The sequence below is a fragment of the Mumia sp. zg.B17 genome, assembly GCF_019550915.1.
Lineage (GTDB): Bacteria > Actinomycetota > Actinomycetes > Propionibacteriales > Nocardioidaceae > Mumia.
Genome location: NZ_JAHWCI010000005.1, coordinates 395,742 through 418,289 on the forward strand (window position 1 = coordinate 395,742; position 22,548 = coordinate 418,289).

Genomic DNA, 22,548 nt, shown 5'->3' on the forward strand with positions numbered 1-22,548 from the left:
GTCACCGGCGTCCTCTGCGTCTCAGGCCGAGACGCTGCGAGCGTCGGCCCAGGCGCGGTAGGTGGTCGCGCCCAGCTCGGCACCGTCGGCCGGGACGAGGCTGTCGTCGGCGACCTCGGTGCCGAAGTAGGTCGCGTGCTCGTCGGCGACGACCTCACGGTCGTCCCCGGTCTGCTGGAGCGCGTCGGAGATGAACTCGCTCATCCGCACCTTCTCCGGGCCGCCGATCTCGCGGACGCCCTCAACGGGTGGTCCGACCGCCGTACGACCGACGGTCGCGGCGACGTCGTCCGCGGCCATCGGCTGGAAGTGCGCCGGTGGGAGGTGGATCACGCCATCGACCGTCGACGCATCCGCGATGGCCGGGACGAACTCGAAGAACTGGGTCGCACGGACGATCGAGTACGGGATGCCCGACTCCTGGATGAGCTTCTCCTGGGCGACCTTGGCACGCAGGTAGCCGCTCGCGGGAAGGCGGTCGTCGCCGACGACGGACAGCGCGACGTAGTGCCCCATCCCCGCCCGCTTCGCAGCCCCGACGAGGTTGGTCGTCGAGGTGACGAAGAAGCTCATGACGTCGTCGTCGGCGAACGACGGCGAGTTGGAGACGTCGACGACCACGTCGGCGCCGACGAGCGCGGCGTCGACGCCTTCGTTGGTGAGTGTGTTGACGCCCGTCTGGAGCGCGGCGGGGACGGCCTCGTGGCCGTGTGCCCGGAGCCTCTCGACGATCTTGGATCCGATCAGGCCGGTTCCACCGATGATGGTGACCTTCATGACTGCACCTCTCTGGCTCGGTTGACGGAGGGCGTTGCCCTCGACGTAGTGACCTGACAGCAGGCCCGTCTGTGACAACGCGCTCTCGCCCCTCCTGCGGAGGTGCCCGGCGTCACCAGGTGGTGGGCTTCTCCGGCGTGTAGGCCCAGGTATCGAAGAACGCGCTCAGGTCCTGGCCCGAGATCGACTCCGCCAGCGCGACCAGGTCGCTCGTCGTCGCGTTGCCGTAGCGGGAGTCACGCGCCCATGCCTTCAGAAGCCTGGCGAAGGCGTCGTCGCCGATCTTCTGCTTCAGCTCGTGCAGCGTCAGCGCTCCCCGGTCGTAGACGGCTCCGGCGAACAGGTTCAGCGGGCCCGGGTCTGCCATCACCGTCGTCCAGAGACCGGAGGTCGCCGGGGTCGCGTAGACCGCGGCCGCGCGCGCCTCGACCGTACGACCGCCGGTGTGCTCGCCCCACATCCACGCGGCGTAGGTCGCGAACCCCTCGTTGAGCCAGATGTCGGACCAACGGTGGGGCGAGACCGCGTTGCCGTACCACTGGTGGGCGATCTCGTGCGCCACCGTGCCCTCGCTCGCCGAGCGGGAGTAGATCGCGCGCGACTGGGTCTCGAGCGCGTAGCCGACCGAGTCGTCGTCGACGATCGCGCCGGCCGACGCGAAGGGGTAGCGCCCGAAGTGGTCGCTGAAGAACGCGATCATGTCGGCCTGCTTGGCCAGCGACGCCTCGCTGGTGGCGCGGTTGGCCGGCGTCACGTCGCGATCGATCGCGTTGATGATCGGGATGCCGCGAGGGCCGCGGGTGGTCGTGATGTCGAAGTCGCCGATCGTCGCCGTAGTGAGGTAGCTGGCCATCGGGCTCGACTCGAACCACCGGTAGGTCGTGCGCCCGGCACGCGTCTTCGGCTTGCCGATCTGGACGCCGTTGGCGACGGCTGCCTTGCCCTTGGGCACCGTGATGCTGAACGTGTAGATCGCCTTGTCGTTGGGGTCGTCGTTGACCGGGAACCACGTCGGGGCGCCATCGGGCTCGTTGACGACCATCGCACCGTCGGCGGTCGAGACCCACCCGTACAGGGAGCCCTCGGCGTCGACCGGACGCCCGGTCGTCCCGCCGTACGAGATGCGCACGACCGCCCGGACGTGCTTGCGCAACGGTCGCCGCGGCGTCACCGTCAGCTCGCCGTCCTCGTGGGTGAAGCCGGCGCGTCGACCGTTGACGCTGACCGACGAGACGTCGAGCCCGCGCAGATCGAGGTTGAACGACGACAGCGTCGTGGTGGGCCGAAGCGTGAGCTGGGCGGTCGCGTCCAGGGTGCCGCTCGTCGCGTCGACCGGGTCGTAGTCGAGGTCGAGGTGGTAGGTCAGCGCGTCGTATCCCGTCGCGCCCATGGCCGGGAAGTAGGGGTCACCGGCCCAGGACCCGCCAGGCTGCCCGACGACGGGGGGCCGGGCGGCCGGGGCGGCACTCGCCGAGGAGCCGAGGGCGGCACCGGTCAGGCCGAGGACGAGAGCGGTGGCGACGGGGAGGGTGCGGTGCAAAGGACTCATGGGCAGACGCTAGCGCTCCTCAGAGGTCTCTACCCTTGTCTGCTATTTCGTCTTCACAATTGTTCACAATATCGGTAGCGTGCCTGGCACCTCACCCGAGGCATCCGTCGCCCGGCACGACCGCCCGACCCCCGAGGAGACCCCATGCACAGGTCGCCCACCCCCCGCGCTCCGCGCCCGCTCCGGCTCCTCGCCGTGGTGGCGGCGGTGATGCTCGCACTCACCGCCTGCGGCGGTGACGACTCGTCGGCAGGCGAGGACGGCACCACCGCCGTCACCGTGGGTGTGATCCCGATCGTCGACGTCGCACCCATCTATCTCGGTATCGACCAGGGCTTCTTCGAGGACGAGGGCCTCGATCTCACCCTCAAGACGGCGCAGGGCGGAGCCGCGATCGTCCCCGGGGTCGTGAGCGACGAGTTCCAGTTCGGCTTCAGCAACACGATCTCCCTCCTGCTCGCGAACACCCAGGGCCTCCCGCTCGAGGTAGTCAGCGCGGGAGTCTCCTCGACCGGCGAGGCGGGCAAGGACTTCGGCGCCGTCATCGTCTCCAAGGACAGCAACATCCAGACCGCCGCCGACCTCGCCGGCAAGAAGGTCGCCGTCAACACCCTGAAGAACATCAACACCACGACCATCAACGAGGCGGTTCGGCAGGACGGCGGCGACCCCTCGTCGATCGACTACATCGAGCTGCCGTTCCCCGACATCGCGGCGGCGGTCTCCAAGGGGACGGTCGACGCCGGGCAGGTCGTCGAACCCTTCCTCACCATCACCACCCGGCAGGGCGACCGGCAGGTCGTCTCGAACTACGCCGCCACCGACCCCAACCTCGAGGTGGGCATGTACTTCGCGTCGAAGGGGTACGCCGAGAAGAACCCCGAGGTCGTCAAGAAGTTCCGTACCGCGATGGAGAAGTCGCTCGAGTACGCCCAGGCTCACCCGGACGAGGTCCGCACCGTCCTCGGCACCTACACCGAGATCGACCCGGCGATCGGCAAGGCCGTCATGCTCCCCCGCTGGTCCGCGGAGATAGACGAGGACTCCGTCCAGAAGCTCGCGGACCTGGCCGAGCAGGACGAGCTCATCAGCAAGCAGCCCGACCTGGAGGAGATGCTTCCGTGAGCTCTGCAGTCGAGGAGTCGGCGGGCACTCGATCCACTCTCGTCGTCACCGCGCACGCGGGCGACTTCGTGTGGCGGGCGGGAGGTGCGATCGCGCTCGCCGCCTCGCGGGACCAGCAGGTGACGATCGCCTGCCTCACCTTCGGCGAGCGGGGAGAGTCCGCCCGAGCGTGGCGCGAGGGGCGTTCGCTGGAGGAGATCAAGGCGGTACGGCGTGCCGAGGCGGAGGAGGCGGCTTCCGTCCTGGGGGCGACCGTGCGCTTCTTCGACGCGGGCGACTATCCCCTCGTGGCTCGGCCCGAGCTCGTCGACGACCTCGTGGGCCTCTACCGGGAGGTGCAGCCCGACGTCGTTCTCACCCATCCTCTCGAGGACCCCTACAACGTCGACCACCCGGCTGCGGCCCGGATGGCGCTGGACGCCCGCGTGCTCGCACAGGCGGCCGGCTACCCCGCCGCCGGTGAGCCCTTGGGCGCCCCGCCGGTCTTCTTCTTCGAGCCGCACCAGCCAGAGATGTCCGGCTTCCGGCCCGAGGTCCTCCTCGACATCACCGAGGTCTTCGACACCAAGCGTGCCGCGATGGAGTGCCTGACGGCCCAGCAGCACCTCTGGGACTACTACACCGATCTCGCCACCCGGCGAGGGGTCCAGCTGCGGCGCAACGCCGGTCCCAACCTTGGTCTGGCGAGCACCACGTACGGCGAGGCCTACATGCGGCCCTACCCGCAGGTGACCGGTGAACTGGCATGACGCCGGTCGTCATCACCTCACCACCACGCCCGGACCCCGCGGCTGTGGCACGGCTGCGCGAGTACGGCGTGGCGACGGTCCACGAGGCGATGGGGCGCACCGGCAGCCTCGGTCCCGACGTGCGACCCATCCAGCAGGGTCTGACCGTCGCCGGCGGCGCGGTGACCGCCGTGTGCTGGCCGGGTGACAATCTCATGATCCACGCCGCGGTCGAGCAGTGCGGTGACGGTGATGTGCTCGTCGTCGCCACGGCTGCGCCGTCGACCCACGGGATGTTCGGCGAGCTGTTCGCCACCGCGCTCGCGCACCGAGGGACCGTCGCCGTGGTGATCGACTCGGGCGTGCGCGACACCGCCGAGCTGCGCGCCATGGGCTTCGGCGCCTGGTCGCGCCACGTCAGTGCCGAAGGCACGGTCAAGGCGACGGCCGGCTCGGTGAACGTCCCGGTGACCATCGCCGACCAGACGATCTGCCCCGGCGACGTGGTGGTCGCCGACGACGACGGTGTCGTGCGGGTCCCGCTCGACGACGTCGAGGCGACCCTCGAGGCGTGTCAGGCTCGGGTCGAGAAGGAGGCGGCGACCCGCGAGGCGTTCCGCGCCGGCCAGCTCGGTCTCGACCGGTACGGTCTGCGCGACGTGCTGGCACGGCTCGGCGTCGAGTACCGCCCGTACGACACCGCCCGCGACGCCCAGGGCCGGCAGTGACCTCGGACGGCGTCCGGTGCGCGCTGATGCGGGGCGGCACCTCCAAGGGGGCGGTGTTCCTCGCCGACGACCTCCCGCCCAGCGGCGCGGACCGTGACGACCTGTTGCTGCGCGTCATGGGCAGCCCCGACCGTCGTCAGATCGACGGCGTCGGCGGCGCCCACCCACTCACGAGCAAGGTGGCCGTCGTCTCCACCTCGTCCGAGCCCGACGTCGACGTCGACTACCTCTTCCTCCAGGTCGTCGTCGACAAGCCGGTCGTCTCCGACTCCCAGACCTGCGGAAACATGCTCGCCGCGGTCGGACCGTTCGCGGTCGAGCGCGGCCTCGTCGGGGCCTACGGTGGCGTCACCCCCGTCCGGGTCCGGATGCTCAACACCGGCGGACGGGCCACCCTGCACGTGCGGACGCCGGGGGGCACCGTGACGTACGAGGGGGACACCGACCTCGCCGGCGTCCCGGGAACCGCCGCCCCCGTCGACATCGAGCTCGCCCCGCCGTCCGCCCCCCTCCTCCCGACGGGCGCCGTCATCGATCGGCTCGCCGGCCTCGACGTCACGTGCATCGACAACGGGATGCCCACGGTCGTCGTCCGTGCCGGTGACCTGGGCATCACCGGGGGCGAGCCGCCCGACGAGCTCGAGGCCGACGACGCGCTGCGGGAGCGCGTCCATCTCGTCAGGGCCGCCGCGTCGGCGGCGATGGGGCTCTCGACCGATCTCGAGACGTCGACCGTCCCCAAGATCGTCCTCGTCTCCTCACCCGAGGAGGGCGGTTCGCTGCGCACCCGGAGCTTCATCCCGCACCGTGTCCACGAGGCGATCGGCGTGCTCGGCGGCGCCTCCATCGCCGCGGCCGCCGCACTACCCGGCACGGTCGCGTACGACCTCGCTGCCAGGCCCGGGGGGCGTGTCCGCCTCGAGCACCCGACGGGCTTCCTCGACCTCGCTCTCGACGTGGACCAAGCTGCCGGCGACACACCCCGCGTCAGCCGGACGTCCGTGGTGCGGACGGCCCGCATGCTGCTCGACGGCACCGTCTTCCCCGGCCCCGCTCGTCTCTGACCCCCTGCGCGAAGGAGCCACCATGCCCCCACCCCTCGGCGACATCGCCCACCTCGGCCACGTTGAGCTGCTCACCCCGGACGTGGACGGGACCGTCTGGTTCTTCACCGAGATCCTGGGCATGACCGAGGCCGGGCGCGAGGAGGGGTCCGTCCTCCTGCGGACCTTTGACGACTACGAGCTCACGAGCGTCGTCGTCACGGCGCACGAGACCGCGGGGATCCGGCGTACGGCACTGCGGGCGTCGAGCGACGAGGCGCTGCGCCGTCGAGTCCGCGCGATCGAGGAGAGCGGGCGCGACGGCCGCTGGACCGACGGACGCGCGGGCACCGGACCGACGTACGTGACGACCGATCCCGACGGCCACGAGATCGCGCTGTACTACGAGACCGCGTGGTACGACGCACCGGACGACCTCCGGCCGGGCCTCAAGAACCAGCCGCAGGCGAAGCCGCGCCAGGGCGTCGGCGTGCGTCGTCTCGACCACGTCAACTACCTGGCGGCCTCGGTGCTGCCGAACGTCGAGTTCGTCGAGCACACGCTCGGGGGCCGTCCGACCGAGCAGATCGTGCTGGACTCGGGCACCGTCGCAGCACGCTGGTTGACCTTCACCAACAAGTCGTACGACCTCGTCTACACGGAGGACTGGTCCGGGTCGTCGGGGCGTCTCCACCACGTCGCCTTCGCGACCGACACCCGCGAGGACATCCTTCGCGCCGCCGATCTGTGTCTCGACAACGGTGTCTTCATCGAGACGGGCCCGCACAAGCACGCCATCCAGCAGACGTTCTTCCTCTACGTCTACGAGCCGGGCGGCAACCGCATCGAGCTCTGCAACCCGCTCACCCGCCTCGTCCTCGCCCCCGACTGGCCGCTGGTCACGTGGACGGAGGCGGAGCGGGCGAAGGGCCAGGCGTGGGGACTCAAGACCATCGAGAGCTTCCACACCCACGGCACCCCGCCGCTCGCCTAGCCGGAAGCGAAAGGGCAGCGCGGGCCTGCGGTCAGACGGCGGCGGCCGTGGCTTCCGCCGCCTTGCGCATCGCCGCCATGACGCTCTCGAGGTGCCGGCGAACCGCGATGGCGGCCGCGTCGGGGTCGCGGGCACAGACGGCGTCGATGATCTGCAGGTGCTCGTCGAGCGAGACCTGCGGGCGCCCGGGTTGGGTCGCCAGCCGGAACTGGTGGCGTACGAGCTGCCCGCGGAGTCGGTCGAGGACGTCCGCTGCGGTCTTCTGCCCGCTCAGGTCGCGCAGGGCGCGGTGGAGCCGCTGGTTGAGCGCGGAGTAGCCGAACACGTCTCCTGAGGTGACCGCAGCTCGCATCTCGGTGCCGATCTGCTGCAGCATCGCGACGTCGGCGTCGTCGATCCTCTCGGCCGCCTTCGCGGCGCACAGCGCCTCCACGACCATGCGCACCTCGTAGATCTCGGTCGCCTCCTCCAGCGAGACCACCCGGACACGTGCGCCCCGGTTGGCGATCCGCTCGACGAGGCCCTCGGTCGCCAGGCTGAACAGCGCGGCACGCACGGCCGACCGGCTCGCGCGGAACTGCTCGGACAGGTCAGCCTCGACGAGGCGCTGGCCCGGGGCGAACTCCGCGCTCAGGATCGCGGCGCGGATGGCGTCGGTGACCACGCGCGGATCGCTCGTGGGACGCCCCTCGGTCGCGGCCATGCGTGCCCTCCCCGGGAAGCACTCGCGCCGGCTGCTGAGCTGCCGCCGGCATCGACGTCGATCATATCGGTGGTGCCGCCTCACCCAGGGGAAGCGAGGCAGCACCACCGGTCGGTCACCTGGCCAGGTCACCGCGCCGGGTGAGCCACGTGCGGGACGGACGGCAGACGAGCCTCCCGTCCACGGCCCGGCACCAGGTCTGGTAGTCGGACGAGTAGAGCCGCTCACCGACCCAGCGGTAGCCCGGTCCGGGCTGGCGGCGTGGAGTGACCGGCACGAAGTTGCGCGCCTCGTCGGTGCTGCCCGTCCCGTCGTACCGCGCCACCGTCGGGTACGGGAAGACGGGACGCGTCCGGGTGGACCCGTCCGCCGTCCGCGAGGCGGCGATCGAGCGGGGAGCACGTCCGCTCTCGACCCACGCCATCACCGGGGTGAGCACGTCGAAGGTGTTGGGCCCGGCCCCGTCGCTGCAGTGCGCGAGCCCGGGGAAGAGGAACAGCCGCGAGAACGACGCCGTACGCCGTGCGCCGAGGGTGTCCTGCACGGCGTCGTAGTAGGCCAGCGTGGACTGCGGAGAGATGTGCTGGTCGTTCCAGCCGTGCCAGAGCAGGAGCTTGCCGCCGCCGCGCCGGAAGGCGGACAGGTCGGGGTCGAGCGCTGACATGTAGCTCGAGGACTGCACGGTTCGCCAGAACGACGGCACGGTGAACTCGATGTCCTCGAGCTCGAAGTCCGGCCGAGGGTCGTTCGGCTCGGCGAGGTAGCGCAGGTAGGACAGGGCGAAGTTCTCGCTCATCGGCGTCTGCCCCTGACTGGCTGGGACGAACAGCGTCCACTCGAGCTCCGAGCCCCACTCGTGGGAGATCTCAGGTTCGAGACGACGACCACGGGAGTCGGTCGCGCCCTCGTGCAACCTGCGAACGACCCGCACCTGCGCCGTCGACAGGCATGTCGCCGTGTCCTGGCCGGGTCGGCACCGAAGGACGGCCGGGTCGAAGTCGCACGCGCGCGGGTCGTCGAGGACGCCGTCGGCGACGCCGTCGCGGCGGTCGCACCGGGCCATCACCGCGGAGTGGACCAGCGGCAGCTTGTCGGCGAGGAGGATGAAGCGTCCGTCCTCGTCCTTGTTGGCGAGGACGTTCCATGCGTGGTGGAAGGTGTTCTGGACGGCCATGTTGTTGGCTGGCGCACCGGCGGCGATCCCGTCGAAGTCGTCGGGATAGCGCTGGGCCTCCATCAACCCCTCACGGCCGCCGTCGGAGCAGCCGGTGAAGTAGGAGTAGGCCGGGCGACGGCCGTAGAAGGCGCGGATGATCGCCTTCGCGGTCTGAGCCGTCACATGGACGCCGCGGTAGGCGAAGTCGATCTGGGCCTGCGGGTTGCCGGCCGCCCAGGAGCCGTCGTTCTGACCCTGGTGCCCCATGTCGGTGGTCGCGCTCGCGACCGACCCGTCGGCGAGGACCGGGCAGCCCGCGGCCTGGCCGTAGTTGATGGTGGCGTTGCCGCAGAGACCGCCGCAGCCGGTCTGGACGTAGCGCTGCGTCCAGCCCTCGACCGGGAGCCGGACGACGATCGTGTCGGCCGGGGCGATGGTGCCGCGGACCTCGCAGTACGGCGCCGGGGTGCCAGCGGACACGACTGTCGCTGAGGTGATGTCCACAGGGGCGTCGGTCACCCCGGTCAGGTCGAGCTCGGCCACTTCCGCGCAGCCCATGACGGGAGCCAGGGCCTTGAGCCGGGCGAGGCCGTCGGGGGTGACCCCGGCGTGGGCGGATCTGCCACCGCCCCCGACGGCAGGGGCGGCCGTGGCGACGGCGACAGGGGCAAGCGTTGCGGCAGTGAGCAGGGCCGCCACGGTGACGGCTACACCGCGTGGTCGCTGCGGGCGGAGCCGGGGGATGAAGGGCCAGGGCATGTGCGCCTCCTCGTCGAGACCGAGGTGACGAGCGTCGCACAGATCGTCAACAATCCTCAATGCAATCACGTTGTCAATATCCGCCGGCCCCGATCCGCCGCCGACGTGATCGACGCCACTACAGTCCGGCTCATGAACGAGCACCCGGCGGACCGTCGCCTCTGGACGTGGGTCGTCGTCCTGGGCCTGACCGGCCAGCTGGCCTGGACGGTCGAGAACATGTACCTGAACGTGTTCGTCTACGACACGATCACCGACTCTCCGATGGCGCTGGCGACGCTGGTCGCCGCCAGCGCTCTCGCCGCCACCGTGGCGACGCTGCTCGCCGGAGCGGCGTCGGATCGCAGCGGGCGACGCCGCGAGCTGATCGCCGGCGGCTACGTGCTGTGGGGGGCCTGCACCGCAGCGTTCGGCCTGGTGAGCGTCGATGCCGCCGCGGCCCTGCTCCCGATGGTCGACGCCGTGACGGTCGCGATCGCGATCATCATCCTGCTCGACTGCCTGATGAGCGTCCTCGGCGCGGCCGCCAATGACGCCGCGTTCAACGCCTGGGTCACCGACTCCACCCACCCCGGCAACCGTGGCCGCGTCGAGGGCGTACTCGCCACCATGCCGCTGCTCGCGATGCTGCTGGTCTTCGGGGCGCTCGACCCGCTCACCCGGGGTGGGCACTGGGTGCTGTTCTTCTCGGTCGTCGGGGGCGCCACGGCGGTGGTGGGCGTCGTCGCGTGGTTCGGGCTCCGGGAGACCCGCACGCCTCGACCGAGCGGCAGCTATCTGTCGTCGGTCGTCCACGGCCTGCGTCCGAGCACCGTGCGTGCACAGCCGAGGCTCTACCTGGCGCTGAGCGCGTGGGCGATCCTCGGCACGAGCACGCAGGTCTTCCTCCCCTACCTGATCATCTACGTCCAGCGCTACCTCGACATCGAGGGCTACGCGATCGTGCTGGCGTCGGTCCTGCTCGGCGCGGCCCTGGTCAGCATCCTCGGTGGCCGTGTGCTCGACCGGGTCGGTCCGCCGCGGGCGATCCTGCCGGTCGCGGGGGCGTATGTCGTGGGTCTGCTCCTGATGTTCCCCGCGCGGGACATGCTCGCCGTGATCGGAGCCGGCATCGTGACGATGTCGGGATTCATGCTGGGTGTCGCCGCCATCTCCGCCACGGTCCGCAACCTGACGCCACCCGATCGCGCCGGTCAGGTGCAGGGCCTGCGGATGATCTTCGCGGTCCTGGTGCCGATGGTGGTCGGACCCTTCCTGGGCGCGGCGGTGATCGCCGGTGCCGACGAGACGTTCACCGAGCTGGGTGTCGTCAAGCAGGTGCCGAGCCCGTGGATCTTTCCCACGGCCGCCCTCGTCGTGCTGCTCATCGTGATCCCCGCCCGGATGCTGCGCACGATGGACTCCCGCCCCGCGACGCTGGAGCCGTCCGCATGATGACCACCTGGGGCGACGCCCTCGACCCGGACCGCGTGCTGCCGGAGCACCCGCGCCCCCAGCTCGTCCGCGACTCCTACGTCACCCTCAACGGTCGCTGGGAGCACACGTTCACCGCTGCGTCTGCCGACGCCGTACCGACCTCGTGGGACGGCGAGATCGTCGTGCCCTTCTCTCCCGAGGCGCCGCTGTCGGGGGTCGGCCGCACGCTGCAGCCCGACGAGGCGCTCTGGTACCGCCGTACGGTCCGGCTCCCCGACGGCTTCGTGCGTGACCGCGTGCTGCTGCACTTCGGCGCGGTCGACCAGGACTGCGAGGTGTGGGTCGACGGCACGCGCGTCGGTGAGCATCGTGGCGGCTATCTCCCCTTCACGCTGGACGTCACCGACGCCCTGACCGGCGACGTGCATGAGCTGGTGGTCCGCGTCCGCGACGTCACCGACACGTCGTGGCGCAGCCGCGGCAAGCAACGACTCGACCGCGGTGGCATCTGGTACACGCCGCAGTCGGGGATCTGGCAGACCGTCTGGCTCGAGTCGGTCCCGGCGCGGTGGGTCGACCGGCTCGTGCTCACGCCGCACCTGGAGAGCGGCGAGGTCGAGGTCTGCGTCGTCGCGGGCGGGCGCGGGGCGGGCGAGGCCGAGGTGTCGATCAGCGCGGCGGGCCGTACGGTCGTCGGCGCCGACGTGACGGTCGGCGTGCCGACTCGGCTGAGCTTGGGCTCGGGCGTGCGCCCCTGGTCACCCGAGGACCCCTTCCTGTACGACGTCGAGGTCCGGCTCGGCGACGACCGTGTCACGAGCTACGTGGGGATGCGCTCCTTCGGGACAGGCCCCGACGCGCACGGCTGTACGCGCCTGCTGCTCAACGGCGAGCCATACCTCCACGCCGGTCTGCTCGACCAGGGCTACTGGCCGGACGGCCTCTACACCCCGCCGTCGGACGAGGCGATGGTCCACGACATCCGGACGGCCAAGGACCTCGGCTTCACGATGCTGCGCAAGCACATCAAGATCGAGCCGATGCGGTGGTACCACCACTGCGACCGGCTCGGCATGCTCGTCTGGCAGGACATGGTCAACGGCGGCCGCCGCTATCACCCCGCGGTGGTCACCGCGCCCGTCGTGCTGCCTGTCCGGCTGGACGACTCTCGCTACCGCGTGTTCGGACGCGAGGACGCGGACGGCCGTACGGAGTTCCTGGAGGAGCTCGACGCGACGGTCGCGCTGCTGCGCTCGGTCCCGAGCGTCGCGGCGTGGGTGCCGTTCAACGAGGGCTGGGGCCAGTTCGACGCCGACGCCGTCGCCCAGCGGGTCACCACACTCGACCCGAGCCGCCCCGTCGACCACGCGAGCGGCTGGTACGACCAGGGCGGCGGCGACATGACGAGCAGGCACGTCTACTTCCGGCGCTACCGTCTCTCGCGTGCAGACGCCGACGACCCGCGCGCGGCCGTGCTGTCGGAGTACGGCGGCTATTCCCATCGGGTGCCGGGACACGTCTGGGGCGACAAGGAGTTCGGCTACCGCAAGATCGCCGACCGCTCGTCCTTCGAGCGTGCCTACCTGCGCCTCCAGCACACCCAGGTGGGACCCGCCGTCGAGCAGGGGTTGACGGCCTTCGTCTACACCCAGCTCGCCGACGTGGAGGATGAGACCAACGGCTTGATGACGTACGACCGGAAGGTGCTCAAGGTGGACGCCGAAGCAGTACGAGAATCCAACCAGCGGCTGCGGCAGCGGCACGACCACGCGGCAGGTGGATCTGCACGCCCGCTGACCGTCGTCGAGCGGGAGATCACGGCGCCGGTGTCCCTGACGCTGCCCGACGGTCGTCTCAACCCCGACGCGGTCGGGTGGACGCGCACGCCTCTGATCACCACCGACGGCATCGGCCGTGGCCGCCTCGGCAAGGGGCGCAACAAGCGCTGGGAGTACTGGGCGGTGACGACCCCCACGCACGTGGTCGCCCTCGTGCTCTCCGACATCGACTACGCCGCCGTGCACGGCCTGTGGCTGCTGGACCGGACCACCGGCGAGACCATCGCGTACGACGCCATCGGCATCCTCGGCGGGAGCGCCACCCTGCCCGGCACGCTGGGGGCCGGTCCGGCCCGTGCCCGGACCAACAAGGTGCAGATCGCTCTCGACGAGGTCGACGGCGGGACGCGTCTCCGAGCCCGGACCGAGCGGGTGCAGGTCGACGTCGTCGCCCATCGACCCGAGGGACACGAGTCGCTCGGCGTCGTCGTGCCGTGGAGCGACCGTCTGTTCCAGTACACGGTCAAGGACGTGGCGCGTCCGGCGACCGGCAGGATCCGCGTCGACGGGGTCGCCTCCGACCTTCCCGACGGCGAGTCCTGGGCGACGCTGGACCACGGCCGCGGTCGCTGGCCGTACGCGATGCACTGGAACTGGGGTGCGGGGTCCGGTCGCACCGGCGGCCGAGTGATCGGGATCCAGGTCGGTGGGAAGTGGACCGACGGCACCGGGTCGGTGGAGAACGCGCTGGTCGTCGACGGGCACCTGTCGAAGATCAGCGAGGAGCTGGTGTGGAGCTACGACGTCGAGGACTGGATGGCGCCCTGGCGGATCACCGGTGGCACCGTCGACCTCACGTTCACTCCCTTCCACCTCAAGAGGTCCGTCACCGACCTCAAGGTCTTCTCGTCCCGGACGCACCAGTGCTTCGGCCACTGGAGCGGACGCGTCCAGGACGACACCGGGACCTGGGTCGAGGTCGACGGGCTCGTCGGATGGGCCGAGGCCGTCCGCAACCGCTGGTGACGTCAGGACCCAGGTGACCGCTCGTTCACCGCCGCCGCTCCGAGCCGACACCACAACGCCGCCCACTGGGCCGGGGCGAGGTCGCGCGGCAGCGCCGCTCGGCCGACGGGCGCCTCGGCCAGCGCACGCCGGACGCCTCGCGCCGGCGTCCCGGTCACCCGTACGAGTATCTGCTCGAGTCCTCTCCCCCGGCCGGTGAACACCGCCCGCACGAACCGCTCGTACCGGGCGCGCTCGGTCGTCGGCACCAGCGGGTGCTCACGCCGCTCGACGGTGAGGATCCCGCCGTCGACACTCGGCATCGGGGTGAAGTGGCTCGCAGGCACACGGTGATGCAGATCGAAGGCGAACCACGGCGCGCTCTGCGCCGTCATCATGGTGCTCCCTCCGACACCGGACCTCTTGCGCGCCACCTCCCACTGCGTCACCAGGACGGCGTGCCGCCATCCCGGCGACCGCAGCAGGCGCCGCAGGATCGGGGTGGTCAGGTGGAACGGGACGTTGCCGACGACGACGGGACGGTCGAGCGGTACGTCGAGCGCGTCGCCCTGACGGACGGTGACCCCCGGCAGCCGCGCGCGAAGGCGCTCGACGCGACGACGGTCCAGGTCGACCGCGATCAGGTCGCGTCCGAGGCCGGCGAGCGGACGCGTGAGGGCGCCGTCGCCGCTGCCGATCTCGAGGATGGGGCCGTCCGTCGCACCGACGAGGGCGACGATGCGTTCGATGGTCGGACGGTGGTGGAGGAAGTTCTGGCCGAGCTCGTGCCGGCCGCCGTGAGGGGTGTGTGATCGCAAGGGAGCGCTCCAACCGCAGAGGAGTGGAGCACCCGGGAGCGGGTGGGGTCGCCGACGCGCTGCCGGGTGCGGGGCATCCGGAGGACGACGCGATCGAAGGTGAGGCGCCGCGCCGTCAGGAGCGGCGGGGACGGATCACGAGGGGGCACGCGAAGGCGAAGCACATGCGCGCCACCTTAGGAGGTCGGTGCGACCTCGTCACCCGGTTTTGGCGTCGACCGGCGGCCGGCGGTCGGGTGCCCAGGAGTCGCGCCCGTCACCCTCGATGGGGAGCGGCGGGCCGAGGACGACGTCGGGCCGCACGGTCGCCTCACCGAGCCCGCGGACCCGGGCGAGCAGCTCACGCACGTCGGCGCGCAGGGCGTTCGCGTCGCCGACGCCGAGGCCGTACGCCTCCAGCCCCGCGTTGCGGGCGAGGTCGACGGCCCGCGCGATGTGGAAGTCCTGCGTCACCACGACCGCGGTCGAGACGCCGAAGACCTCGCGAGCCCGCAGCATCGTGTGCCACGTGTTGAAGCCCGCGTAGTCGGTGAACACGTCCTCGGGCGGGACGCCGGCGGCCAGGACGGCGTCACGCATCGTGTCCGGCTCGTTGTAGGCGTGCGTGCCGTTGTCTCCCGAGACCAGGATCTTGTCGACCGTGCCCGCCTCGTACAGGGCCACCGCCGCGTCGACCCGCTGGCGCACGACCGCCCCGAGAGTGCCGTCGGGTCGCACCAGCGAGCCGGGCACGATCGCCACCTGGGCGTGCGGAAGGTCGTCGGGATCGTCGACGATCCACTGGTCGGTGCGTGCCAGCACGACGGCGTTGGCGGTGCCGAGGAGGACGATGCCGGTCAGTCCGAGGACCCCGAGGACGACGACGGCCCGACGCGTGCGGTTCATGTCGGTCAGCGTAGGGGGCGGGCCGTCGGCCGTGTCATCGCCCGAGCCCCGACTCGATCGCGTACACGACCAGCTGCGCACGGTCGCGGGCGTGCAGCTTGACCATCGCCCGGCTCACGTGGGTCCGGACGGTGTCGGGGCTGACGACCAGCTCGTCGGCGATCTCCTGGTTCGAGCGACCGGTCGCGACCCAGCCGAGGATCTCGGTCTCGCGCTCGGTGAGGTCGCCGAGGCGGGGATGCGGACGCGACGCGGCCGACGTGCCCGCGAACCGCGTGATGACGGTCCGCGTCACCGACGGGGCGAGCAGCGATCCCCCCTCCGCCACGACGCGGATCCCGTCGAGCAGGGCCGTCGGCTCGACGTCCTTGAGCAAGAACCCGCTGGCACCGTGCCGCAGGGCCTCGAAGACGTACTCGTCGAGCTCGAACGTCGTCAGCATCACGACCCGCACCCCGGCGAGTGCCGGGTCACGGGTGACCTCCTCGAGCAGCGCCAGTCCGTCGAGCACCGGCATCCGGACGTCGCACAGCACCACGTCGGGCCTCGTACGGCGGATCAGCGCGAGCCCGTCCCGACCGTCGGCCGCCTGCCCGACCAGCTCCAGGCCGTCCTCGGAGTCGACGAGGGTCGCCAGTCCCATCCGAACCAGCGGCTGGTCGTCGACCAGCGCCACGCGGATCACGCGGGGTCCGGGAGGGTCGCGCGGACGACGAAGCCGCTGCCGCTGTCGTCGGCCGGCGTCACGTCCAGCGTGCCGCCGAGCTCGGCGACGCGTGCCCGCATGCCGGAGATCCCCATGCCCTCATCCTGGCCCTCTGCGGGTGCACCGCGTCCGTCGTCGCGCACGCTCACGACGACCGTCCCCGGCTCGCGCACGATCGCGACGACCGCCCGGCTCGCGTCCGCGTGACGCAAGGTGTTGGTCAGCCCCTCCTGCACCACGGCGTACGCGACCTCACCGATCCGGTCGTCGACCGCGCCAGGCTCGCCTTCGCGGTCGACCTCGAGGCCACCCGCGCGCACCCGCTCGATCAGCGCGTCCAGGTCGCGCAGTCCGCGCGCCGGGCGGCGAGCCGCCTCAGACTCAGCACCCGCCATGCGACCGAGCTCGGTCCGCAGCGCGTCCAGCGACTCACGGCTGGTGGCACGGATCGCCTCCAGACTCTCGCGGGCCTTCTCCGGGTCGCGGTCGAGCAGGTGCAGGGCGACTCCCGCCTGCATGGCGATCACGGCCAGCCCGTGCCCGACGCCGTCGTGCAGGTCCTGGGCCATGCGCAGCTGCTCCTCGCTCGCCGCGCGAGCGGTCCGGTCGGCGCGCGAGGCCTCGAGCTGGCTCACGACGGTGGCGACGGCACCGGCCGCCGCGACCACGGCGAGCAGTCCGATGGCCTGCCACACCTCCTGCGTCCGCTCCCCGTCCGTGACGAGCATCCGGAGGACGAGCGCGGTCGCCGCGAGGACGGCGGCGGCGGTGGCCCACGGCACCCACCGGTACGACGTCGCCCGCAGCACGGCCACGAAGGTCACCGTCGGGAGTGCCAGGAAGATCGGGCCGTCCGCGAATCCCGCGCCGAAGTAGACGGCCGTGCAGACACCGCTGGCCGCGACGGCCACCTCGGGTCGCCACGGGAGCACGGCCGGAAGGACGGCGAGCACCGCGACGATCACCGCGGCCGCGACCGCCCCGTGACCGGGGTCGACGTCGCGGTTGGCCGCAAAGGTGCCGAGCAGCACGACGGCCACCATCGCCCACCAGCCATGGGCGTTCGCCAGGACGCTGCGCCGGTCGCTCACGGGCCCGACGATAGACCGGCTAGAGCCCTGCGGCGTACGACCACGCGAGGCTCCGGCGTACGCGGATCCGCGTACGCCGGAGCCGCGACGCAGCGGACGCGACGCAGCACGCGAACGACGACCGTGGTGCCCATGAACGATCTGGTGGTGCAGACACACGGGCTGACCAAGAGGTACGGCGATCGACTCGCCGTCGACTCGGTCAGCATGACCGTGCGGAGGGGCGAGGTCTACGGATTCCTCGGCCCGAACGGGGCCGGCAAGACGACGACCCTGAGGATGATGCTCGGCCTGATCCGGCCGACGGCCGGCTCGGCGAGCGTCCTGGGGCGGCCGGCAGGTCGCCCCGACGTCATCGCGCAGGTGGGCGCCTTGGTCGAGGGGCCGGGCTTCTACCCGTACCTGTCGGGCCGCGAGAACCTGCGGACCTTGGCGCGCTATCGAGGACTCGGCGACGCGGCCGTGGACGCGGCATTGGAGCGCGTCGACCTCACCGACCGTGGGGGCGACCGGTTCAAGGCGTACTCGCTCGGCATGAAGCAGCGGCTCGGCGTCGCGTCCGCGCTCATGGGCGACCCAGAGCTGATCGTCCTCGACGAGCCGACCAACGGCCTCGACCCCGCCGGGATGGCCGACATGCGGGCACTCGTCGTCTCGCTCGCACGAGGCGGGCAGACCGTGCTGCTGTCGAGCCACCTGCTCACCGAGGTCCAGGAGATCTGCGACCGCGTCGGTGTCATCAACGGCGGTCGGCTGCTCCGTGAGGCGCGCGTCGCCGAGCTCCGCGGGGAGGCGACCCTGCGGGTGCGCGCCACCCCGGAGGACACGGCGCTCGCGGTCGCGATGAAGGCAGCCGGTGACGACGCGGTGCACCGTACGCCGCACGGGTTGGAGCTCGACCTGAAACCGGCGGGCGCGCCGGCGCTCATCCGCGACCTGGTCGCGGCGGGTGTCGACGTCCACGAGGTGTTCCCCACCGAGCGCAGCCTCGAGGAGGTCTTCTTCGAGATGACGACGACCACGCAGACGACGCCCGCACAGACGAAGGAGACGGTGGCATGACCACGCTGATCGACAACCCGGTCGTCCGCAGCACACGAGCAGAGGTTCTCCGGCTGCGCAGGTGGCCGGCGGTGTGGGTGCTGGTCGCCGTCTGGGTGACCCTGGCTCTGGTGTTCGGCTACCTGTTCCCGTACCTGTCGTACCGGACGGGCGACCTCAGCTTCGCCGGTGACGGCGACACACGTGCGGGGCTGCTCGTCGAGATGCTGCCTCCCGCGCTCCCGGTCGTGCTCGTCCAGGGCCTGCCGATGTTCGGCGGCGCGCTGGCGCTGGTGCTCGGCGCGATCGTCGCCGGCAACGGCTATGGATGGGGCACGTGGAAGACCATCTTCACCCAAGGTCCGTCCCGTCCCGCCACGGTCGGTGGCTCGCTGGTCGCGCTCACGATCGCCGTCCTCGGCAGCCTCGCACTGACGCTGGTGCTGTTCGCCGGAGTCTCGCTCCTGGTCGCCGGCACCGAGTCGCAGGCCGTCACCTGGCCGTCGGCGGGTGCGCTCGCCGAGTCGTTCGGCGGTGGTTTCCTCGTCCTCGAGATGTGGGCGCTGCTCGGCTTCGCGCTCGGCACCGTGGCGCGCGGACCAGCGCTGGCGGTCGGTCTCGGTCTGGTCTGGGCCCTGGTCGTCGAGAACCTCCTCCGCGGGGTCGGCGCGCTGCTCGGCCCCGTCGAGGCGGTGACAGAGGTCCTGCCCGGGACGGCCGGCGGGTCGTTGGTCGGTGCGCTGATCGACGTCTCCGCCAACCCGAACGAGACCCCGGGCATCCTCGACGTCCTCTCGGGCGGCCAGGCGCTGACGACGGTGGCGGCCTACTGCGTCGGGCTCGTGGTCCTGGTCATCGTCCTGGTCCGTCGACGCGACGTCGCCTGAGCGGTCCTGCGTCCTGTGCAGGTCGTCCCGTACTCCCGGGACGACCTGCACAGGATCTTCACGAGTTCCCGGCCTCCCCTGCGCAGCGGCGAACCTAAGGTCGAGGCATGAACACGACGGCAGCACGCGTCCTGGTCGTCGAGGACGAACGCCTCATCAACCAGTCCGTCGCCGACCGACTGGTCGCCGAGGGCTTCGAGGTGCGTCAGGAGTACGACGGCCCGAGCGCCGTCGCGGCCGCGGCCGACTGGCTGCCGCACGTGGTGGTCCTCGACGTGATGCTTCCGGGGTACGACGGGCACGAGGTGTGCCGGCGCATCCAGGCCGAGCGACCGCTGCCCGTCCTCATGCTCACCGCTCGCGACGACGAGACCGACGTACTGGTGGGTCTGGGGGTCGGAGCCGACGACTACCTCACGAAGCCGTTCAGCATGCGGGAGCTCGTCGCTCGGGTCCGGGCGCTCCTCCGGCGCGTCGAGCGGGCGGCATCGCTCGCGGCCGGCGCCCCCGGTCCGCGCACGGTCGGACCGCTCGAGATCGACCACGCGCGCCGTCTGGTCCGCCGCGACGGCGAGCTGGTCCACCTCACACCGACGGAGTTCGACCTCCTGGTGTGCCTCGCGGCGACGCCCGGCACCGTCCTGACCCGTGAGCGGCTGCTGGCCGACGTGTGGGACTGGCCCGACGCAGCCGGCACCAGGACGGTCGACAGTCACGTGCGCTCCCTTCGCGGCAAGCTCGGCGCCGACGTCGTACGGACCGTCCACGGGGTCGGCTACGCCCTGGAGGTGACCTCGTGAGACCGCTCGACCGGTTGGGCTCGATCAAGACCAAGCTCGGCGTCCTCGTCGCGGTGACGGTCGCCGTCGCTGCCGTGCTCCCGCTCGCGGGCTCGCGCCTCGGCCTCGACCCGCTCGTGACCGTCCCCGCGACCGTCGCCGTCGCCCTGCTCCTCACCCAGCTCCTCGCCCGCGGGATGACGTCGCCGCTGAGGGAGATGACGGCGGCCGCGAGGACGATGGCAACCGGCGACTACTCCCGCCGGGTCACTGCGTCGTCACGTGACGAGGTCGGCGAGCTCTCCCGCGCGTTCAACACGATGGCCGCCGATCTCGAGGCCGTCGACCGACAGCGCCGCGACCTCGTCGCGAACGTCTCGCACGAGCTGCGAACGCCGGTCACCGCGCTGCGGGCGCTGCTCGAGAACCTCGCCGACGGTGTCGTCGAGCCTGACCCCGAGCAGCTGCGTACGGCGCTCGACCAGACCGAGCGGCTCAGCCACCTCGTGTCCGACCTGCTCGACCTGTCCCGCGTGGACGCCGGGATCAGTGCCCTCGACGCCCAGCCGATGGAGGTGCGGCCGTTCCTCGAGGACGCCGTCCGCGAAGCGACGTTGACCGGACGCCCGGTGCGATTCACGGTGCAGGTCGAGCCGTCCGATCTCGTCGTGCGCGCCGACCGTGCACGCCTCCACCAGCTCACCGCGAACCTCCTCGACAACGCAGCGCGTCATAGCCCGGACCAGGGCACCGTGACCATCCGGGCGCACCCCGGCGAGGGCGGCATGGTGCTGGAGGTCTCCGACGAGGGGCCGGGCATCGCACCCGCGCAACGTACGGCCGTCTTCGAGCGCTTCACGACCGGCACCGGCGCCGGTCAGGACGACGGCGGCACCGGCCTCGGCCTCGCGATCGCACGCTGGGTGACCGACCTGCACGGCGGCACGATCGAGGTCGCCGACACCACGACCGGATGCCGCATCCGCGCCTGTCTCCCGGAGGGACGACTCCCATGACCATCCCCGCCTTCCCCGCTCCTGCACCTCCCGCCAAGCCCACGCCCGCGTTCGACGTCTTCTTCGGTGACCTCTGGCCCGAGAAGTCGCTTGCGGCCCGTCCCCGGCTCGTCGCTGCGGTGGCGGCGGTGGGTGTGCTGGCCGCGCTCGTGCTGCCCCACCGGCAGCTAGGGCTCGGCACCTTCCTGGTCCTGGTGAGCGTGTGCGCCGTCGTCGCCCTCGCCGACCCGCACCTCCGTCGCCCGTACCATCTCGTCTCGGCCGCGCTGATCCTTCTCCTGCTGTCCACGCTCTTCCTGCGGGCCGCGGAGTGGCTCAGCCTCCTGTGCCTGCTCACGGCGTTCGTCGTCGGAGCCACCTCTCTCGGAGGAGCACGGTCGGTCATCGGGATCGTCGCGTCGACCGGTCTGGTTCCGATCGGCTCGGTGCGCGGGCTGCCGTGGGTGGGGAGGTCGGTCGCACGGGGTCGGGGCGCACGGACGTGGGTGCCGGTCGTCCGGACCGTCCTGCTCTCCGTGGTCGCCGTCGTCGTCTTCGTCGCACTCTTCGCCTCGGCGGACGCGCTGTTCGCCCGGTGGGTGGACGCTCTCGTGCCCGACCTGACGCTGGCTGACACGCCCGCCCGGGCGTTCGCCGGGCTGGCGCTGGCTGCGCTGACCCTGGCCGGCGTGTACGCCGCGCTCAACCCGCCGCTGGTCGAGCGCCTCGCGCCGCCGCCGGGACCGCCGGTCGCTCGGCGCTTCGAGTGGCTGGTCCCGGTGTCCCTGGTGGTCGCGGTGTTCGGCCTGTTCGTGACCGCGCAGCTCACGGTGATGTTCGGCGGTCACGGCTACCTCCGCCGGACGACCGGACTCACCTACGCCGAGTACGTGCACCAGGGCTTCGGCCAGCTCACGGTCGCGACGATGCTCACGCTCGGGGTCGTCGCGCTCACCGCGCGCAAGGCGTCACGTGCCCGGGCGCGCGACCGGCTGCTGCTGCGCGTCGTCCTCGGCGCGCTCTGCCTGCTGACGCTGATCGTCGTCGTGTCCGCGCTCTCCCGCATGCACGTCTACGAGGAGGCGTACGGATTCACACGCCTGCGGCTGCTGGTGTCGTTCTTCGAGGGTTGGCTCGGCCTCGTCCTCGCCCTGGTCGTCGCCGCGGGGGTGCGCCTGTCGGGGTGGTGGGTGCCGCGCGCTGCGCTCCTCTCCGGAGCCTCGGCCCTGGTCGTCCTGGCGGCGATCAATCCCGACGCCTACATCGCCGAGCGCAACATCGCGCGCTACGAGAGCACCGGCAAGGTCGACTGGCACTACCTCTCTCAGCTCTCCGACGACGCGACACCCGTGCTCGCGGGGTTGCCCGCCGCGGTCCGCGGTTGTGCCACGGTCCGGCCTCCGCAGGCGGGCGACTGGCTCGCGTGGAACCTCGGCCGGGCGCGTGCGAGCGAGGTCTGGACTCCCAGTCTCGACAGCGGCGTCGTCTGTCCGAGCTGACCGGTCACCCCTCGGTGCACCGGAATCCGGTCATGGCGGCTTGTAGATCAGATATGATAGACAGGCTGATCTCGGCCGGCGAAGGT

20 protein-coding genes are annotated in these 22,548 nt (G+C 71.4%); 12 read left to right on the plus strand and 8 right to left on the minus strand.

The window, feature by feature from the left end:
- Nucleotides 1-21: 21 nt before the first annotated feature.
- Together KV097_RS07540 and KV097_RS07545 are read right to left on the minus strand one after the other, a co-directional pair.
- Nucleotides 22-777 (minus strand): SDR family oxidoreductase, encoded by a 756-nt coding sequence (locus tag KV097_RS07540; protein WP_220365525.1) that lies wholly within the window; start codon nucleotides 775-777, stop codon nucleotides 22-24.
- A gap of 112 nt (nucleotides 778-889) precedes the next feature.
- Entirely contained in the window at nucleotides 890-2,326 is a 1,437-nt protein-coding gene (locus KV097_RS07545; protein WP_220365526.1) for a M1 family metallopeptidase, read from the minus strand.
- 144 nt (nucleotides 2,327-2,470) lie between these two features.
- Between KV097_RS07545 and KV097_RS07550 the strand changes: the two genes are divergently transcribed.
- The 5 genes from KV097_RS07550 to KV097_RS07570 are packed head-to-tail and all read left to right on the plus strand — an operon-like array spanning nucleotide 2,471 to nucleotide 6,944.
- The gene (locus KV097_RS07550) at nucleotides 2,471-3,451 is read left to right on the plus strand and encodes an ABC transporter substrate-binding protein (RefSeq protein WP_220365527.1); all 981 of its coding nucleotides are present in this window, start codon (nucleotides 2,471-2,473) and stop codon (nucleotides 3,449-3,451) included.
- Nucleotides 3,448-4,200 carry a PIG-L deacetylase family protein gene (locus tag KV097_RS07555; RefSeq protein ID WP_220365528.1) on the plus strand — a complete coding sequence of 251 codons (753 nt, stop codon included), beginning with the start codon at nucleotides 3,448-3,450 and terminating at the stop codon, nucleotides 4,198-4,200. The genes KV097_RS07550 and KV097_RS07555 overlap by 4 nt, the downstream gene beginning before the upstream one ends.
- A complete protein-coding gene (locus KV097_RS07560) occupies nucleotides 4,197-4,907 on the plus strand; it encodes a 4-carboxy-4-hydroxy-2-oxoadipate aldolase/oxaloacetate decarboxylase (protein ID WP_220365529.1) in 711 nt (236 codons plus the stop codon). The genes KV097_RS07555 and KV097_RS07560 overlap by 4 nt, the downstream gene beginning before the upstream one ends.
- Nucleotides 4,904-5,971 carry a 4-oxalomesaconate tautomerase gene (locus tag KV097_RS07565; protein ID WP_308289367.1) on the plus strand — a complete coding sequence of 356 codons (1,068 nt, stop codon included), beginning with the start codon at nucleotides 4,904-4,906 and terminating at the stop codon, nucleotides 5,969-5,971. Before KV097_RS07560 ends, KV097_RS07565 begins: the two co-directional genes overlap by 4 nt.
- 22 nt (nucleotides 5,972-5,993) lie before the next feature.
- The gene (locus KV097_RS07570) at nucleotides 5,994-6,944 is read left to right on the plus strand and encodes a VOC family protein (RefSeq protein ID WP_220365530.1); all 951 of its coding nucleotides are present in this window, start codon (nucleotides 5,994-5,996) and stop codon (nucleotides 6,942-6,944) included.
- Nucleotides 6,945-6,975: 31 nt separating this feature from the next.
- Here KV097_RS07570 and KV097_RS07575 read toward each other — a convergent pair whose 3' ends face one another.
- Together KV097_RS07575 and KV097_RS07580 are read right to left on the minus strand one after the other, a co-directional pair.
- Nucleotides 6,976-7,647, minus strand: coding sequence for a GntR family transcriptional regulator (locus KV097_RS07575; protein ID WP_220341032.1), 672 nt, complete (start codon nucleotides 7,645-7,647; stop codon nucleotides 6,976-6,978).
- A 115-nt stretch (nucleotides 7,648-7,762) separates the two neighbouring features.
- Nucleotides 7,763-9,562, minus strand: a complete 1,800-nt coding sequence (locus tag KV097_RS07580) for a tannase/feruloyl esterase family alpha/beta hydrolase (RefSeq protein ID WP_220365531.1) — start codon at nucleotides 9,560-9,562, stop codon at nucleotides 7,763-7,765.
- Between the two features lie 132 nt (nucleotides 9,563-9,694).
- Between KV097_RS07580 and KV097_RS07585 the strand changes: the two genes are divergently transcribed.
- Together KV097_RS07585 and KV097_RS07590 are read left to right on the plus strand one after the other, a co-directional pair.
- The gene (locus tag KV097_RS07585; RefSeq protein WP_220365532.1) at nucleotides 9,695-10,996 is read left to right on the plus strand and encodes an MFS transporter; all 1,302 of its coding nucleotides are present in this window, start codon (nucleotides 9,695-9,697) and stop codon (nucleotides 10,994-10,996) included.
- Nucleotides 10,996-13,782 carry a DUF2804 family protein gene (locus KV097_RS07590; RefSeq protein WP_220365533.1) on the plus strand — a complete coding sequence of 929 codons (2,787 nt, stop codon included), beginning with the start codon at nucleotides 10,996-10,998 and terminating at the stop codon, nucleotides 13,780-13,782. The genes KV097_RS07585 and KV097_RS07590 overlap by 1 nt, the downstream gene beginning before the upstream one ends.
- Nucleotides 13,783-13,784: 2 nt before the next feature.
- On the opposite strand, the gene erm is transcribed toward KV097_RS07590, so the two are convergent.
- From erm to KV097_RS19715, 4 genes are all read right to left on the minus strand, one after another.
- Nucleotides 13,785-14,579: a 23S ribosomal RNA methyltransferase Erm gene (gene erm, locus KV097_RS07595; RefSeq protein WP_220365534.1), complete on the minus strand. Its 795-nt coding sequence runs from the start codon at nucleotides 14,577-14,579 to the stop codon at nucleotides 13,785-13,787.
- A 198-nt stretch (nucleotides 14,580-14,777) separates the two neighbouring features.
- Nucleotides 14,778-15,464: a vancomycin high temperature exclusion protein gene (locus KV097_RS07600; protein WP_220365535.1), complete on the minus strand. Its 687-nt coding sequence runs from the start codon at nucleotides 15,462-15,464 to the stop codon at nucleotides 14,778-14,780.
- 34 nt (nucleotides 15,465-15,498) lie between these two features.
- Complete coding sequence (locus KV097_RS07605; RefSeq protein WP_220365536.1) at nucleotides 15,499-16,149, minus strand: response regulator transcription factor; 651 nt, start codon at nucleotides 16,147-16,149, stop codon at nucleotides 15,499-15,501.
- Entirely contained in the window at nucleotides 16,146-17,261 is a 1,116-nt protein-coding gene (locus KV097_RS19715; RefSeq protein ID WP_220341025.1) for a sensor histidine kinase, read from the minus strand. The genes KV097_RS07605 and KV097_RS19715 overlap by 4 nt, the downstream gene beginning before the upstream one ends.
- A gap of 132 nt (nucleotides 17,262-17,393) precedes the next feature.
- Here KV097_RS19715 and KV097_RS07615 point away from each other — a divergent pair, with 132 nt between their 5' ends.
- The 5 genes from KV097_RS07615 to KV097_RS07635 all read left to right on the plus strand — a co-directional run bounded on the left by KV097_RS07615 (nucleotide 17,394) and on the right by KV097_RS07635 (nucleotide 22,462).
- Nucleotides 17,394-18,323, plus strand: coding sequence for an ABC transporter ATP-binding protein (locus KV097_RS07615; RefSeq protein WP_220365537.1), 930 nt, complete (start codon nucleotides 17,394-17,396; stop codon nucleotides 18,321-18,323).
- Nucleotides 18,320-19,189 carry an ABC transporter permease gene (locus KV097_RS07620; protein ID WP_220341023.1) on the plus strand — a complete coding sequence of 290 codons (870 nt, stop codon included), beginning with the start codon at nucleotides 18,320-18,322 and terminating at the stop codon, nucleotides 19,187-19,189. The genes KV097_RS07615 and KV097_RS07620 overlap by 4 nt, the downstream gene beginning before the upstream one ends.
- A gap of 107 nt (nucleotides 19,190-19,296) precedes the next feature.
- The gene (locus tag KV097_RS07625) at nucleotides 19,297-19,989 is read left to right on the plus strand and encodes a response regulator transcription factor (RefSeq protein ID WP_220341022.1); all 693 of its coding nucleotides are present in this window, start codon (nucleotides 19,297-19,299) and stop codon (nucleotides 19,987-19,989) included.
- Nucleotides 19,986-20,984, plus strand: coding sequence for an ATP-binding protein (locus KV097_RS07630; RefSeq protein WP_220342575.1), 999 nt, complete (start codon nucleotides 19,986-19,988; stop codon nucleotides 20,982-20,984). The genes KV097_RS07625 and KV097_RS07630 overlap by 4 nt, the downstream gene beginning before the upstream one ends.
- A complete protein-coding gene (locus KV097_RS07635) occupies nucleotides 20,981-22,462 on the plus strand; it encodes a DUF4153 domain-containing protein (protein WP_220365538.1) in 1,482 nt (493 codons plus the stop codon). Before KV097_RS07630 ends, KV097_RS07635 begins: the two co-directional genes overlap by 4 nt.
- Nucleotides 22,463-22,548 lie beyond the last annotated feature (86 nt).